This window comes from Pseudomonas sp. R5-89-07, from assembly GCF_003851685.1.
GTDB lineage: Bacteria > Pseudomonadota > Gammaproteobacteria > Pseudomonadales > Pseudomonadaceae > Aquipseudomonas.
Map to the genome: position 1 here is coordinate 3,038,763 of NZ_CP027727.1, position 16,036 is coordinate 3,054,798.

A 16,036-nucleotide genomic window follows, 5' to 3' on the forward strand; every position below is an offset into this window, starting at 1 on the left:
TTCCTTGCCTTGGTTCATTGCACGCAGGCTAGCTCCTCGCTCAGGGGCCAGCCGTTGTACATTGGCACTCAAGGTGCTGCTGGGCGTGAACACGAAGTGAGAGCCATGCCTGTAACGTATCAGGCCAGCAACCGTTGGATGTGCTCCTGCAAACTGTCAAGATCGAACGGCTTGGCCAGGATCGGCGCATTGCGCGTGATCGGGCTGTTGCAGTCGAGAATTTCCTGCGGGTAGCCGCTGATAAAGATCACCTTCAATTCCGGCCTCACCTTGAGCGCAGGCTCAGCGATCTGCACACCGGAAATGCCGCCTGGCAGGCGATAATCGGTGACCATCAGGTCCAGGTGCGGTTTGCTCGCGAGGATTTCAAAGGCTTCTTTGCCATTGATCGCTTTCAACACCCGATAGCCCAGGCCAGCCAGGTATTCGCCCAGCACAAACATAATGGATTCGTCGTCTTCGACGATCAGTACGACATCTTGCGCATCTTCACTCATGGGAAGCCTTTGTCCGGTCAATTGCTGGTGTTACGACCATCGGGTCACGTAGAGGTTGCGTCCAGGTGACGATTGATTTCATGCCGTCGCCTGAAGCGGCAGACAAACCCGGAATAACGCGCCCTCGCCTATCTGGCTTTCAACCTCGATGGTACCGCCATGGGCAGCGACGATCTGTTCGGAGATGAACAGCCCCAGGCCCAGGCCTGCTGCCGCATGGTTGGCGGAAACCCGCTCGAACTGTTGAAAAATGCGCTTCTGGTTCTCCTCACTGATACCGATGCCGTGGTCACGTACCTCTATGCGCGCTTCGCCGTGCTCGGCGTAAACCCGCACTTCGACCGGGCTCTTGGCGCCGTAGCGCAAGGCGTTGGTCAGCAGATTGGTGACCACCTGCTCGATGCGGAACTCGTCCCAATGGCCTTCCACCGGCTCATCTGCCACCAATTGCATCGACGATTCGGCGGCCGCGACCTGCGGTTCGAAGTTATGCACCAGGTTGCGCACCAACTGCGTGAGGTCAAAGCGCGCCGGGCGTATCGACAGTTTGCCGGTGCGAATACGCGACACGTCGAGCATGTCCTCGATCAGACGGATCAGGCTCTTGATCTGGCGCTCGTCGCGGTCGACCATCGCGTGCATCTTGTCCAGCGTGAACGCCGAGGCGTTGTCACGGGCCAGGTGCATCTTGCGCAGCTGGGTTTCCAGGATCAGCCCGTTCAGCGGCGTACGCACTTCGTGGGCGACGATCGACATGAAGTCATCGCGCATGCGCACGGCCTGCTCGAGTTCGGCCTGGGTGGCCTGCAGACGCGTCAGCAGCAGTTCCTGCTCGCGGCGGCTGCGCTCCAGGGCTTCGACCTGCAGCTTCATCGCCTTGCTCTGGCGGTACAGGTCAACGAATACATTGACCTTGCTCTTCACCGCGTGGATATCCAGCGGCTTGTGCAGGAAGTCCACCGCGCCGCTCTCATAGCCCTTGAAGGCGTAATTGAGTTCGCGGCCGGCGGCGCTGACGAAGACGATCGGGATGTTCTTGGTCTTTTCGGTGCCGCGCATCAGTTCGGCCAGCTCGAAACCGTTCATGCCAGGCATCTGCACGTCGAGGATCGCCATGGCGAATTCATGTTCCAGCAACAGGGACAACGCTTCGTCGGCACTCAATGCCTTGAATACCTGGCGGTCTTCGCGCTTGATCAGCGCTTCGAGGGCCAGCAGGTTTTCCGGCAGATCGTCGACGATCAGCAGTTTGGCCTGGACAGTACTTAACATGGGGAAGGTTCCAGGGAAGCCAGCAATGAGCCAATCTGGCTCAAGGAAAGAATATGGTCAGGTGTGTGCAGCGCCAAGGCTGCCAGGGGCATCACGGCAATCCGGGCCTCTGCGGGGTCTTGTACGAGGGTGGTGCCGCCCGATTGCTTGACGTGGGCCAGCCCGCGTGCGCCGTCCTGGTTGGCCCCGGTCAGCAGGATCGCCAGCAGGCCTTGCCCATAGGCGTCAGCGGCCGAAGCGAAGAGAAAATCGATGGAGGGTCGGGAATGGTGCACGCGGTCCTCCTGGCTCAGGGACAGGCTGCGGTCTTGTTCCACTGACAGATGATAGCCGGGACCGGCGAAATACAAGGTGCCCGCCTCAATCGACTCCTTGTCCCGCGCCTCCTTCACCGGAATGCGCAAGCGCCGCGCGAAGACGTCCGCCAGTTGGCTGCGACGTTCATCGGGCAGGTGCAGCACGGCAATGATCGGCAGGCCGAACGTGTCCGGCAACCCGCTAAAAATACTCAGCAACGCCTCCACACCGCCGGCGGAGGCGCCGACGACGATGGCTTCAATCCCGACAAGCGGGGTGATTGCAGCGTCGCTCATGATTTGCGGTAGATCCGTTCCTGTTTGACCAAGGGTTCGAATTGCTTGCTGTAGGCGGAAAAATCCAGGGTTTCCTTGCTGCCCAGCACCAGGAAGCCGCGATGGCACAGCGACTCATGAAACAACCCAAACGCCCTGTCTTGCAACTTTTTATTGAAATAAATTAATACGTTGCGACATGAAATTAATTGAGTTTCTGAGAATACGCTGTCGGTGGCCAGGCTATGGTCGGCGAACGTGACGTTCTCGCGCAGGGTCTTGTCGAAGATCGCGTTATCGTAAGCCGCGGTGTAGTAGTCGGCAAATGAACGTTGGCCACCGGCCTGCTGATAGTTCGCCGTATAGGCGCGCACGTTCTCCAGGGAGAAGATGCCCTGCTTGGCCTTGTCCAGCGATGCCGGGTTGATGTCGGTGGCATAGATGATGGTGCGTTCGAGCAAGCCTTCTTCACGCAGCAGGATCGCCATGGAGTAAACCTCCTCACCGGTGCTGCAGCCGGCGATCCAGATCTTGATCGACGGATAGGTCTTGAGCAGCGGCACCACTTCCTGGCGAATCGCGAGGAAGTGCGAGGGGTCGCGAAACATCTCGCTCACGGGAATCGTCAGGAACTGCAGCAATTGCATGAACGCGGCCGGGTCATGCAGCACCCGCTCCTGCAGCGCGGAAATGGTCGCGCAGTCGAACTGGCGCAAGGCATGGGCCACCCGCCGCTTGACCGACGCACCGGAGTAGTCGCGAAAGTCGTAGCTGTACTTGAGGTAAATCGCCTCGATCAACAGGCGCAGCTCGATGTCGCTGCTTTTGTCCAAGAAACTTCGCTCCACTTAAATGCGTTCCATCTTCGGTAGCCATACACGAATCAATGAGAACAGACGGTCCAGATCAATCGGTTTGGCCAGGTAATCGTTGGAACCTGCGGCCAGGCAACGCTCCTGGTCGTCTTTCATGGCTTTGGCGGTCACGGCAATGATCGGCAGCTTTTTCCAGCGCGGGTCCTGACGGATCAGCGCCGTCGCTTCGTAGCCGTCCATCTCCGGCATCATCACGTCCATCAATACCAGGTCGATATCATCGACCTCATTGAGCTTGTCGATGGCTTCGCGGCCGTTACGCCCGATCACCACCACGGCGCCTTTATGCTCCAGAGCGCTGGTCAGGGCAAAGATATTGCGCACGTCGTCGTCCACCAGCAAGATCTTGCGCCCCTCGAACACCTTGTCGCGGCTGCGGGCGGTCTTGAGCATCTTCTGGCGGTCATGGGACAGCTGGGATTCGACTTTGTGCAAAAAGAGCGTGACTTCATCCAGCAGGCGCTCCGGAGAACGGGCGCCCTTGATGATGATCGAGCGCGAATACTTGCGCAGTTCGGCTTCTTCATCGCGAGTCAGGTTGCGCCCGGTGTAGACGATCACCGGCGGGAACGAGCAGATATCTTCGGTGGCCATGCGCTTGAGCAGCTCGTTACCGAGCATGTCCGGCAGCTTGAGGTCGATGATCATGCAGTCGTAGACATGGGTGCGCAGCAGGTCCAATGCGGCCTGGGCGTAGCCGACATCGGTGATCTCGATGTCGTCATCGCCGATCAGGCGGGCAATGCTGTCGCGCTGCAGGTCGTCGTCTTCCACCAGCAGCACCCGCTTGACCTTTTGCGTGAGCTTGGCTTCCAGGCGCGCGAACACGTCCTTGAGTTCTTCACGGGTGGTGGGTTTCACCGCATAACCGATGGCACCCATGTGCATGGCGGCTTCGACGCGGTCTTCCACGGAAATCACATGCACCGGGATGTGGCGGGTGTTGGCGTGCTCCTTGAGACGCTGCAGCACCGTCAACCCTGAGTGGTCCGGCAGGCGCATATCGAGCAGGATAGCATCGGGGATGAACTCTTCGGCCAGGCTGTAGCCTTCGTCGGCGCCGTGGGCGACCAGGCAGTTGTAGCCCAGCTCGTGGGCCAGGTCGAAGAGGATGCGTGCAAAATTCGGCTCATCTTCCACCACCAGGATGCAGCGGGTGGTGAACGGGGCTTTGTCACGGTCATCTGCAAAGCGTGGGATCGGCTCGGCATCGGCCACTGGCAGCGGCGCAACCTTGACTGGCTCAGGGGCCGGCGCCGCCACGGCCTGGCGTGGGGCCTGGATCGGCGCGGCATCTTCGGCGCGTTCGACGTACTGCTCCGGCAATACCAGCGTGAAAATGCTGCCCTTGCCCGGTTCGCTGGTCACACTGATGTAGCCACCCAGAAGGGTAGCCAGGTCACGGGAGATGGACAGGCCCAGGCCGGTACCTCCGTAACGGCGATTGGTGGTGCCATCGGCCTGGCGGAAGGCTTCAAAGATGCTTTCCTGTTGATCCTGGGCAATACCGATACCCGAGTCACGCACCGTGAAGGCAACGCCCTCCCCCGGCGCGCGGGACACCGACAGGCTGACGTCGCCCTGCTCGGTGAACTTGATCGCGTTAGACAGCAGGTTCTTGAGGATTTGCTCCAGACGCTGGCGATCGGTGAACAGCAAGGACGGCGCGCCTTGCTGCACGTCGATCTGAAAGCCCAGCTTGCGATCTTTGGCCAGCGGCTCGAACATGCCGCGCAGGCCGTCTACCAGGCGCTCGACGCTGGAATTTTCTGGAACCACTTCCAGTTTGCCGGCTTCTACCTTGGAAATATCGAGGATGTCGTTGATCAGGTTGAGCAGGTCATTGCCGGCCGAGTAGATCGACTCGGCAAATTTGACCTGTTCGGCACTGAGGTTTTCCTGGGGGTTCTCGGCCAGCAGCTTGGCCAGGATCAGCGAACTGTTCAGCGGCGTGCGCAGCTCGTGGGACATGTTGGCGAGGAATTCGGACTTGTATTTGCTGGAGCGCTGCAGCTCATCGGCGCGGTCTTCGAGTTCCAGCTGGACCTTGTTGAGTTCGATATTCTTGCGGTCCATGGCATCGCGCTGTTCGGCCAGGGTCTGGGTCTGTTCGGCCAACTGCTCGTTGGTCTGCTCCAGCTCCGCTTGCTGGGTTTCCAGGTGGGCCTGCGATTCCTTGAGGATGCGTGACTGTTCTTCCAGCTCTTCGTTGGCAGTCTTGAGCTCTTCCTGCTGCACTTGTAGCTCTTCGTTGAGCTGCTGGGTTTCGGCCAGGACTTCCTGCAAGCGCTGGCGATAACGCGCAGCTTCGATGGACGTACCGATATTGCCCGCGATCAGCTCCAGCAGTTCGACATCGCGTTCCTCCAGTGGGCGCAGGAAGCCCAGCTCGATCACGCCGTTGACGCGGTCGTCATCGCTGGTTGGCACCACCAATACACTGCGGGCACTGCCCTCGCCCAGCCCCGAGCTGACCTTGAAATAGTCCACCGGTACGTCATCCAGGCGGATCAGGCGATCGAGCTGGGCGGCCTGCCCGACAATGCCTTCGTCGCTGTAGATCGCCTGCTCCAGCTGTGCCTGCTCACGGGAAAAGCCGTAGGTGGCCACGCGTTTGAGCCCACCGTGTTCTTCGCGTACATACAGCGCAGAAACGGCCGAGCCCATGTACTGGGCAAAAAACTGCAGGATGTTGCGGCCCAACAGGTTCAAGGTCAGTTGGCCCAGCACTTGTTCGGCCAGTTCGGTCTGGCCGTTGCGTAGCCAGGCCTGCTGCTCCAAGCGTTTGGCGATCTTCTTTTGTGACGCGAGGGTTGCGCTGTAACTATTTGAAAGTTCGAGCAAATTTTTTCGGCCAACATACGCCAGAAAACCACTGAGCCCGAGTACGAACGTCAGGTATAGCGTAACGCTGACCACCGTGGTGCGGGTCACTTCTTCATTGCGGGTGATACGGAACTGTTGTTCCATCGCCACCGCGTCTTCATATTCCTTGCGAATTTCATCGGTCAGGCGCTTACCCCGGCCCGCCTTGACCGCACCGCGGAAGTCTCCGCTGCTGCGCTGCAATTCAATCATCGACTGCGCATAGTTGTTCCACTCCACCTGCAGCGCTTCAAGACGCTTGAGGCGGTCGACCTGCTGCGGGTTGTCGGCGACCAGTTCCTGCAGATTGCGCAGGTCGGCAATGATCCGCGGCTTGGCCACTTCATAGGGGTCGAGAAAATGTTCGTCACCGGTAATCAGGAAGCCGCGCATGCCGGTTTCCAGGTCGACCGTCAGCTTGGACGATTCATTGAGGTTGTTGATGACCCGGTCGGTGTGTTCCACCCATTGGATCACCGACAGTAAATAAGTGATCAGGAACACGAAAAACACCGCGCTGAGCACGCCTACCCCCAATGGCAGCGCCACGTTACGGCTCAGGAGTTTACGGAAGCTCTTTTCATCAACTGACGACGCGGGAGTCATGGGCATGCCTTGGCCAAGTGCGGAAAAATCGCGAGTTTGCCCCAAAGTAACGATCAAGACCATTTTTCTGAAGTGATTTGGTACAGATTCCTACGAAATAACAGGCTATTCTGGCTGGTCTTTTCTATCGTTTTTACCGTCCGACGGAACTTGTCGATAGCCTGCGCTTACTCAAGTAACAGGTCGGTCAGAATGGCCACTGGTAAAAACTCGTCTTTTTTGGGAACGCCTTATTATGTCTACCTCCACCATCCTTGTTGTCGAAGATGACGCTATCGTGCGCATGCTGATCGTCGATGTGCTTGAGGAGTTGGAGTTCACCGTGCTTGAGGCCGCCGATGCCGAAGAAGCGCTGAAGATCGTCGAAGCCCAAGACACGGTGATCGATCTGATGATGACCGACGTCGGCCTGCCGGATATGGACGGTAAGCAACTGGCAACCAAGGTGCGCGAACTGCGCCCTGCGCTGCCCATCCTGTTCGCTAGCGGCTATGCCGAAAACATCGACGTTCCCGCCGGCATGCAGGTCATTGCCAAGCCATTCTCGATCGATCAGTTGCGCGATAAGGTCAAATCAATGTTGCCCGCGTAATCCCTTGTCCTTTTGCAGGTTTTAACGTGACGTCCGGGAAATAAAACTGGAAACTCATCGCCTTCATCTCCCCGTCAGTCAAACGAACTCTGGAAGGACGCAACAACATGATTGGACAACCTGCGCGCCTGGTGTTGGCGAGCCTCTCGATACTCATGAGCACCGGCGCCTGGGCCGACTTCACGGCGACCCCGACTGAAGCACGGGCCATCGCCAAGGAAGCCTATTTATACGGCTATCCCGTGGTGGAGATGTACAAGACGCTCTACACCCAAGCCGTTGATAAAGGTGGGGCCAACTTCAAGGCAGGGTTCAATCACATCGGCAATACCGCGCAGGTCTTTACCCCCAAGGACACCGCGTTCGTGACCCCGAACTCGGACACGCCCTACTCCTTCGTCTGGATGGACCTGCGCAAGGAGCCCTTGGTGCTGACCCTGCCCAAGGTCGAAGACAACCGCTACTACTCGGTGCAGTTGATCGACCTCTATACCCAGAACATCGCCTACCTGGGCACCCGCAGCACCGGCAACAATGGCGGTCACTACATGATCGCAGGGCCTGACTGGAAGGGGCAGCAGCCGGTCGACATCGACCGCGTGGTCTACAGCGAAAGCAATATCGCCTACGCACTGTATCGCACCCAGTTGTTCGACGAAAAAGACCTGGGCAAGGTCAAGCAAATCCAGAGCGGCTATAAAGTGCAGCCGCTGAGCAGCTATGTAAAACAGGCGGCCCCGGCCAAAGTGCCGAAGGTGGAGTGGCCCAAGCCGATGGCGAACATGAGCGACAGCCCACAGTTGTTCCGCTACTTGAACTTCATGCTGGCTTTTGCTGCGCCGCAGGACAGTGAAAAAGACCTGCTCGCACGCTTCGCCAAAATCGGCATCGCTCCCGGCGCGCCGTTCAAGCTGAGCCAGTTGACTGTCGAACAGCGCAAAGCGTTGGAAGATGGCATTGCTGACGGCAAGGCGGAGTTCGCCACGTTCAAGAAAGACAGGATCGACACCCACCAAGTGTCCAGCGGGGAGCTGTTCGGCAGCCGTGACCGCCTGAAAAACAACTACCTGTACCGGTATGCCGGCGCCAACCTGGGTATTTTCGGCAATTCCACCGACGAAGCCGCTTACTTCACCTACTTCGATGATAGCGAAGGCAAACCGGCCAACGGCGCGCGCCGCAGCTACACCGTACATTTTGCCAAGGGTCAACTGCCGCCGGCCGATGCGTTCTGGTCGCTGACCATGTACGACGCCAAGACCAAGTTGCTGGTGCCGAACCACAAGAAACGCTACCTGATCAATTCCCGGATGCTGCCTGACTTGAAGCTGGACGCCGACGGCGGGCTGACCTTGGCGCTGCAACATCACGAGCCACCGAAAGCCGAACAGAGCAACTGGTTGCCCGCTCCGACCGGTCCGTTCTTCGCGGTGCTGCGCATCTACCTGCCCAAGCCTGAAGTCAGTAACGGCCAATGGCAGTTGCCGCCGTTGACGCCGCTCAAGTAATCGCACGGAAGCCCATGCGCGGCGGGTGACGGCTCACACCGGTCTCCCGCCGCGCCGCGCATATGTCAGTGCTTTTTCAGCTTGAGATAAGACTGATGCAGGTCGGACGCCCATCCATCGATGACGCTTTTTACATCGTCAGCCTTCATCACCTGGCTGTCGTTTGCCAACGGCTTTCCTGTGCCTTTGCGCACCACCTGGGCAATCACTTTTCCGTTGGCGCCATCGAGGAACTGCGCTTCCGTGCCCAAGGTGGTTTCCTGGTCGCGAATCCCGGTGCCGGTACTCACTGCCGCAGCGACGAACGCCACAGGGATGTATTCGTAGGGCTTGAGACCTTCGGTTTTACTGCTGACGGCCGTAATCGCCGCGCGCACCACAATCACCCCTGGGCCCGGGCCGTTGGCCAGCGGCAGTGAGCCGGCCAGCTCACGCTTGAGCGCCTGGGTGTAATAGTCATTGATGCCACGCAGGGTGCTGTCTGGAATCCGCGTGGTCGCTTGAGGCTTGGGATAGAACTGCGTGGGTTCGATGTACACCGCGCTGTAGCGGCTCAGGTCCAGTTTGGGGTCGACCCAGCGCATCACTTCGGCGCCGGAGGGCGATTTGGCTTGCTTGAGTCGGCTGTAGTCCGACAGAAAGCCCGAATACTCGTCCGGTTGCGTGACCTTGCTGGCGCAACCGGCCATGCCGATGGAGGCAATGCACAGCGCGCTGACCATTAGCCTAAGTTTCATCAGTGAACTCCCTGGCGACCATCATCGTAAGAATGAGCTGTAGGTATAGACAATTCTGGGGAATACACCTAATTAACGCGGTGTCAGCAACTATTGGTGTGTATCGAACGAAGGATGCTCCAATAAAAGACGACGCCATTGCAGTCGAAACCAGGGCGTGAACTGCGCTTGCGGCTCAACAAGCCGGGCTGATATTTCGGCGCGCGTCAGCCATTCGATATCGCTGACTTCGTCAGGATCGGGTAAGACCCCAGCGTCAGATCGAGCCACCAGCACATGACAGAATTCATGCTCTGCGCCGATCGAACCGAAGCAGGCATGGTATTCAAAACTGTAGAGCGCGCGACAGGAAGCCTGAACGCCCAACTCTTCGCGCAACCGGCGAGACCCGGCCTCCACGATAGTCTCGCCAGGGGCCGGATGACTGCAGCAAGCATTCGACCAGAAACCTGGCCAAAGCATTTTCCCCTGCGCACTACGCTGAAGTAGATGACGCCCGCGACTGTCGATCAAATGCACCGAAAATGCGCGATGCAGTTGCCCCGCTCCCAGGTGCGCTTCGCGTTTGTCACACACGCCGATTGGTAAGTCTTGTGCATCGACTAACACGACTTCATTGGTCATTGCGTATTTCCTTCGATGGCATGCTACGCACGCCCCATACCGCCTTCCCGGTACAAGGGCGCGCTTTATTCGACGTCAAAGGACTTGCCCCCAGGCGCTGACGAAGGTCAACGCTGCGTCGGTGAACGCTGGATCGGCACGTAGATGAGTCATCTCATCCAGGTCCTCTTGTGTGAGTAATCCGAGCTTCAGTAACGCCGGCCCGGCTTGTGCCGTGGTGGAGGCCCAAAAGGTGTCGGCGGGGCTGTTGTCGCCTATACGGCCTTCAAGCGTGCGATGCCTCACGTTGGCGAGCCCGCGATCACGCAATCGGTCCGCAAGCGTCGAGGCCCAAAGCATGTCGGACCCAATGGATTGCTCCAAAAGGGTGATCCCGGCCTGGGCCACTTTTCGAAACAGCGGGTTCGCCGTTCTCAGGCTGGGTTCCAGGCTTACGTCCTCGATCACTAGCCAGCCACCCGGGCGCAGCCAGGTGATGGCTCGCGTCAATACTTCCTCGCGGTCGGCGAGGTGACACAGAAGCGCCCGGGCATGCACCACGTCAAAGGCGGCAGGAGGAAACTCATCAGTCACGGCATTATGGGTAAGCACTTGAATACCGGGGATATCGGTAAGAAATCGGGCGTCGATGTCCGTGGCGGTAATGGTCGCTTGCGGATATCGCCGGCTCAGCCAGCCGGCGAGCGATCCGGCACCGGCGCCGAGATCGAGGATGGCGGGCTTGCCAGCAAGCGCCAATTGATCAAAAACCGCATGACTCAACGGATCAAACGCACGTTCCAGGGTGCGCAGCCGTGCCAATTGGCCAGCGTGCTGGTCGGCCAGATAGCTGCTGGTGTAGCCGGGCGGCTGGACGTCGACAATGCTGGTCATAGTACGACCTCCAGCCGCTCGGGACAGCGATTGAGGAACCCGCGCTCGATCGGCTTGAACCCCGGCGCCCAGCGCAGGTTTGGAAAGGCCAGCAGCAGCAGGCGAGCGCCGATCGTGATCTCCATCCGCGCCAGCATCGAGCCCAGGCAAAAATGGCGTCCCGCACCGAAGGCAAAATGACTGGTCGCCTGTTCGGCGCGGCACAGATCAAACGTATCCGGGTCGCTGAATTGGGCCGGATCACGGTTGGCCGAACCGATAAGGCAAGCCAGGGTCGCGCCGGCCGGTATCGTTCCCGAGGGCAGTTGCAGCGATTCACGGGCCTCTCGAAGGACGAGCTGCAAAGGCGGGTTGCGTCGCAGGGTTTCGGTGAGGGCGTTATCCATCAGGCCTGGATTGGCGATCACCGCCTCTTTGACGCCAGGTTCGCTCAGCAGGTTGACAATGAGGTTTGCCAGCGCGCCGTGGCTGGTCTCGCTGCCCGCCGTCATCAGGATCGCGCAGTAAGCACGCACGAACGTCTCGGACAACGGCTGACCGTCAAGCCGTGCGGCCAGGAGCTGCGAGATCAGATCGTCTGCGGGGTTGGCCCGGCGCGCGTCGATGTGTGGCTGAATGAAGTCGTAGAAACTGTCTCGGTTGGATAATCCACCGCTCAGCAGCGTTGGGTCCTGACGATAGTTGCCCATGTACGCGAAGCCGATGGCGCACCAGCGCTTCAACTGCTCCACCTCTTCCCGGGTGTGGGCCGGCAGCCCCAGGGCATGAGCCATCACGCGCACCGGCAGTGCTGCGGTGAAATCGGCGATAAGGTCAACCTGCCCTCGCCCGTGCATGCGCGCCAGCAGGTCCTTGGTGACCGAGGTGATGGAGGCTTCAAGTATCGCGAGGGCCTTGCCACGAAACGCAGGACTCAGCAGCGCTCGGTGCTGGGCGTGTTCACACCCGTCCATGGTGACAATGGTGTGGCCCAGCAGCGGTCCGATCTGCCAACTGTAGTTATTGTTGCTTGCACCCGGATGGGTCAAGGCGGCTTTGACGTCGACATGCCGGCTGACCAGCCACACATCGGTGGGCTCGTCGTAAGCGATCGGCAGTGTGGTACGCAACTGCTCATACAGCGGGTATGGGTCGATTTCGAACTGCCGGGACTTCAGCGTCGGCGCAGTAAGTTTCAGGTCCACTTGCCGCTTGCTCGGGGCCGCAGAGTCGGCGGTATGCAGGTGATAGCGAGAGACGCTACGGTGCCAGTCGCCTGCCGCTCGCACAACCTGACGCAGCCGGTCCGGGTCGGTCGCCGCGCCCGGCTGGTGGCTCGCCGGCTCGGCAGCGACCGCGACCGCAGTGAACTGCACAACTGCCGTGTTTACCATCTGATGGGCGGATTCGAGCGCGACCGGCCAATCCATGCCAGCGGCGTCCGCGAGTATCGACACCAGGTTGAAGCGCTCACCACATACCACATCTTTGGCAACCGAATGGATATCGTTCGTCCAGGCAATCATATCGGCGGCGTGCTCACGTAACCTGTTCCATGCTTGAGCATCCGCTGGCGCCTCGTACGGGTCGAGGGTTTCGGCCCCATCGATGAGGTCAAAGAAGAACAGGGCGCCGAACGAATCCCGGCGCAGCGGCAGGTATTCGGCCAGGGTGAGCGCCGTGTCGTTTTCCCGCAGGCGCACCAGAGTCGCCTGCGCACGCAAATGCTCGATCAGATGCTGCACCAGCCTGCCCCGCCAATGTTCACCGCCCCAGCACCGGGTCCGAGGCCAAAGATCATCGACCAGAACGGCGAGCATCGGGTCTTCGAATCGACTGTTTTGAGCTGATGTATCGGCACCATCGCTCTCGGTCAACGCCTGCACCGAGCTGATGAAACGATCCAACGCGCCGTTTTCCGCCCAGGGTCCGTCATCGATACGGTCATCCAGCGTAAGCGCCCACAGGTACCAGCACACCAGAATCTCCGCTCGGTGCGTGGGCGCCTTGCCGCATAACGCCATCCCCAGATCGAGCAGCGCAGTGGTGCTCAACCGCTGCGCACCGCGGCGTCCGATCAAGCCGTATCGCTGCGCCCATGCGAGGGCATTCGCGCGCAACTGTTCACTGTCGGAACGCGGTGGCGCAGCGGCGAAAGGAAACTCGATTTCGGGGAGGGTAAAAGGCGGCGGCGGTGGACGATCTTTCTGGCTGGGGGCGGGATCGCCCTCGCGGTGTGGCGGTGCCATGATGGGCTCCTCTTGAATGAACTTTCAATAAGACCGGACCTTATCGAAAACCAGACACTCAGGATGTGAGGGGTGTCTGACCATCACACAGCCACGATAGACCTGCAGAGTAGGCAAAGGTCTATCACCCTTGTGGGCACTCAGGCAGTGATCGATCGTTGGCACAGATTAGAGATCATCAAGTTCAAAAAATACTGTCGCTTCTTACAGGTATGAACGAGTCCGGTCAGCAACCGCGTTTGAACTGTGCTGGTCAATTGCCTGGCAACTGCCAATGACTCTTCCGCCTTCGGTGGCTAAGGTGAAGTCATATTTCCTTGTCCGGAGCATCGCATGCGCACCATCGGCCTTATCGGCGGCATGAGCTGGGAGTCCAGCGCCGAGTATTACCGCATCATCAACCAGCATGTGCGCGACCGGCTCGGCCCGCTGCGTTCGGCGCAACTGTTGATGTACAGCGTGGACTTCGGCCCGGTGGAGCAGGCCCAGCATGCCGGGCGTTGGGACGATGCCGCGCTGATTCTCGAAGATGCCGCACGCCGCCTGCAAGCCGCAGGTGCCGACTGTGTGGTGTTGTGTACCAACACCATGCATAAGGTGGCGCCACGTATTGAGGCGGCGGTATCGGTTCCCTTCCTGCATATCGCCGACGCCGCCGCAGCCGCCGCCCTGGAAGCCGGCACTCTGACTGTCGGTTTGCTCGGGACCGCGTTTACCATGGAACAGGACTTCCTCAAGTCTCGCCTGGAGGCACAGGGCCTGACCGTGCTGGTGCCGGACGCGGGCGAACGCAAGGACGTGCACCGGATCATCTATGAGGAGTTATGTGTGGGAATGATCAGCGCCGAATCACGCGCGATTTATCAAAGGGTGATCGAATCCCTGGCCGCACGCGGCGCCCAGGCGGTGATTCTCGGTTGCACGGAAATCAGCCTGCTGATCAAGCCCGAGCACAGCGACCTGCCGCTGCTGGACACCACCGAGCTGCATGCGCGGGCTGCGGTGGCGTTTGCGCTGGAGGATTAAACGGGCTTGCGCAGCCGCGCCATGCCTAGGGTGTCGACGAACACTCCGTCACGCAGCGCGTAGTCGCGCAAGCGGCCTTCGACCTCAAAGCCGAATTTGCGGTACAGGTTGTGCGCGGCTTCGTTGTCGGCATACACCGTGAGTTCTACACGGTGCAGGTTCATCCAGTTATCGGCTACGTCCAGCGCGGCCGTCAGCAACTTCGAACCGACGCCCTTGCCCTGCCAGGCCGTCGCCACCCCCATGCCGAACGAGCCCACATGCGCCTGGCGCACGCGCAAGTACTGTTCCAACCCTAGTTGACCCACCACTTGGCCGCCGTGCACCGCCACCAGCTGCAGTCGGCGCTCGTTATCCATCACCAGGCGCTTGCGCCACGCCTCTACTGACTGGAAAGGCATTTGCAGCACCTGACGGCATACGGCCGGTTCGTTATAGAGCGCCGCGACGCCCTCAAGATGGGCCTCGGTGAAACGCTGGATCACGATAGAGGATTCAGGCGTGTGCATCGTATTTCATCCTTTGAAAGACAAATGGCCGCCCAGTGTAGGAGCAAAGCCGTTGATCTGACGAGCCCGGATCTTTCCCACGTAACCACCGGCACCATCCTGCATCTGAACGATAGCGATCAGGCTTATCAGCGCGGATACTGAGCCCAGGCCCTGCTCCGTCTAACCCACATTCCGGCCTTTAACCCTGTGACCAGAACAACAAAAAAGGTCCCACAGAGGAACCCCCATGAGCCGTGTTGATCCCTTGGGCCTGCTGCAGGCCTTCAGCACCCTGACCCTCGACGTGCAACGCCTGGCCCGCCAGCAGGACATCGAACATTTCCAGCACCACGCGTTGCGGCGCGTCAGCCAGTTGCTGGCCTTCGATTACGCCTGGTGGGGCCGCGCAGCGCTGATCGACGGCCTGCCGGAAGAACACAGCAGCTGCCTGTACCAACTGCCATCGGACTATTTGCGCGACTGGCAGTCAATCCGGCACATCGACGTGACTGTCGGGCGGGTGCATGCGACCCCTGGCCAGGCAGTGATCGTTGACATGCGCGACCCCGCCAGCGGGGCCGGTTTGAATTGGCTGGGCGAGCGTTACGGCCTGGGCGAGTTGCTGTGTGTGATTCATATCGACCCGCACACCCGCCTGAGCGACCACCTCACGCTCTACCGCACACCCACTGCGCCCAGGTTCAATGCCCAGGACTGCCTGCTGCTCAACAATCTGATGCTACACCTGGTCACTGCGGTGTCGGCGAACCATATCCGTACCCTGGTGGCCATGCGCGAAACCCTTACCAGCCCGCGTAACCTGGCCCTCGCAGTCTGTGATTCACGCGGCGTGCTGCAATGTGCCGAGCGCGGCTTCATCGATCTGCTGCTCAGTGAATGGCCACACTGGAGCGGCCCTACCCTGCCGGTACCGCTGGATGAGCGTGGGCATGAGGGCAAACAGATCCACCTCCAGGTGTCGACGGTGGGCGATCAGTTACTGTTGGCGGCACGTGTCAATCGTGCCCTGCCCCAGCTCAGCCCGCGGGAAAACGACGTCGCCCAGGGCTTCGGCGAGGGCAAGACCTACAAGGAAGTCGCCCGCGACCTGGGCCTGTCACCCAACACCGTGCGCCATCACCTTCGCGTTATTTACTCCAAGCTCGGGGTCAAGGACAAGGCGCGCATCGCGCACTTGATGCACGCTCCGCCCGACTGATCCCCCTCGTTATCCCGCTACGTGTTGCAGCCTGTCGTTTTGACGGTCACG

Annotated in this window: 14 protein-coding genes; 4 read left to right on the forward strand and 10 right to left on the reverse strand. The window is 59.8% G+C overall.

Features of this window, described 5'->3' with window-relative positions:
• Positions 1–119: 119 nt before the first annotated feature.
• The 5 genes from C4J94_RS13760 to C4J94_RS13780 all read right to left on the reverse strand — a co-directional run bounded on the left by C4J94_RS13760 (position 120) and on the right by C4J94_RS13780 (position 6,687).
• Positions 120–497 carry a response regulator gene (locus tag C4J94_RS13760; protein ID WP_124386669.1) on the reverse strand — a complete coding sequence of 126 codons (378 nt, stop codon included), beginning with the start codon at positions 495–497 and terminating at the stop codon, positions 120–122.
• 78 nt (positions 498–575) lie between these two features.
• Positions 576–1,769: a hybrid sensor histidine kinase/response regulator gene (locus C4J94_RS13765; protein ID WP_124386670.1), complete on the reverse strand. Its 1,194-nt coding sequence runs from the start codon at positions 1,767–1,769 to the stop codon at positions 576–578.
• Positions 1,763–2,362 (reverse strand): chemotaxis protein CheB, encoded by a 600-nt coding sequence (locus tag C4J94_RS13770; RefSeq protein ID WP_124386671.1) that lies wholly within the window; start codon positions 2,360–2,362, stop codon positions 1,763–1,765. Before C4J94_RS13770 ends, C4J94_RS13765 begins: the two co-directional genes overlap by 7 nt.
• Positions 2,359–3,189: a protein-glutamate O-methyltransferase CheR gene (locus C4J94_RS13775; protein WP_372240830.1), complete on the reverse strand. Its 831-nt coding sequence runs from the start codon at positions 3,187–3,189 to the stop codon at positions 2,359–2,361. Before C4J94_RS13775 ends, C4J94_RS13770 begins: the two co-directional genes overlap by 4 nt.
• Positions 3,190–6,687: a response regulator gene (locus C4J94_RS13780; protein ID WP_124386673.1), complete on the reverse strand. Its 3,498-nt coding sequence runs from the start codon at positions 6,685–6,687 to the stop codon at positions 3,190–3,192.
• A 235-nt stretch (positions 6,688–6,922) separates the two neighbouring features.
• On the opposite strand from C4J94_RS13780, the gene C4J94_RS13785 reads away from it, so the two are divergent.
• Entirely contained in the window at positions 6,923–7,279 is a 357-nt protein-coding gene (locus tag C4J94_RS13785) for a response regulator (protein WP_124386674.1), read from the forward strand.
• 107 nt (positions 7,280–7,386) lie between these two features.
• Complete coding sequence (locus C4J94_RS13790) at positions 7,387–8,787, forward strand: DUF1254 domain-containing protein (RefSeq protein WP_124386675.1); 1,401 nt, start codon at positions 7,387–7,389, stop codon at positions 8,785–8,787.
• A 65-nt stretch (positions 8,788–8,852) separates the two neighbouring features.
• Here C4J94_RS13790 and C4J94_RS13795 read toward each other — a convergent pair whose 3' ends face one another.
• The 4 genes from C4J94_RS13795 to C4J94_RS13810 all read right to left on the reverse strand — a co-directional run bounded on the left by C4J94_RS13795 (position 8,853) and on the right by C4J94_RS13810 (position 13,249).
• Positions 8,853–9,524, reverse strand: coding sequence for a DUF3313 domain-containing protein (locus C4J94_RS13795; RefSeq protein WP_124386676.1), 672 nt, complete (start codon positions 9,522–9,524; stop codon positions 8,853–8,855).
• A gap of 90 nt (positions 9,525–9,614) precedes the next feature.
• On the reverse strand, positions 9,615–10,148 hold the full coding sequence (idi, locus tag C4J94_RS13800; protein ID WP_124386677.1) for an isopentenyl-diphosphate Delta-isomerase: 534 nt from the start codon (positions 10,146–10,148) through the stop codon (positions 9,615–9,617).
• A gap of 75 nt (positions 10,149–10,223) precedes the next feature.
• Complete coding sequence (locus C4J94_RS13805) at positions 10,224–11,021, reverse strand: trans-aconitate 2-methyltransferase (RefSeq protein WP_124386678.1); 798 nt, start codon at positions 11,019–11,021, stop codon at positions 10,224–10,226.
• Positions 11,018–13,249, reverse strand: coding sequence for a cytochrome P450 (locus C4J94_RS13810; RefSeq protein ID WP_124386679.1), 2,232 nt, complete (start codon positions 13,247–13,249; stop codon positions 11,018–11,020). Before C4J94_RS13810 ends, C4J94_RS13805 begins: the two co-directional genes overlap by 4 nt.
• 333 nt (positions 13,250–13,582) lie before the next feature.
• Between C4J94_RS13810 and C4J94_RS13815 the strand changes: the two genes are divergently transcribed.
• On the forward strand, positions 13,583–14,275 hold the full coding sequence (locus tag C4J94_RS13815; RefSeq protein WP_124386680.1) for an aspartate/glutamate racemase family protein: 693 nt from the start codon (positions 13,583–13,585) through the stop codon (positions 14,273–14,275).
• Here C4J94_RS13815 and C4J94_RS13820 read toward each other — a convergent pair.
• Entirely contained in the window at positions 14,272–14,784 is a 513-nt protein-coding gene (locus tag C4J94_RS13820; RefSeq protein WP_124386681.1) for a GNAT family N-acetyltransferase, read from the reverse strand. The two genes, C4J94_RS13815 and C4J94_RS13820, sit on opposite strands and share 4 nt — an antisense overlap.
• 229 nt (positions 14,785–15,013) lie before the next feature.
• On the opposite strand from C4J94_RS13820, the gene C4J94_RS13825 reads away from it, so the two are divergent.
• A complete protein-coding gene (locus C4J94_RS13825; RefSeq protein ID WP_124386682.1) occupies positions 15,014–15,985 on the forward strand; it encodes a helix-turn-helix transcriptional regulator in 972 nt (323 codons plus the stop codon).
• Positions 15,986–16,036: the final 51 nt, after the last annotated feature.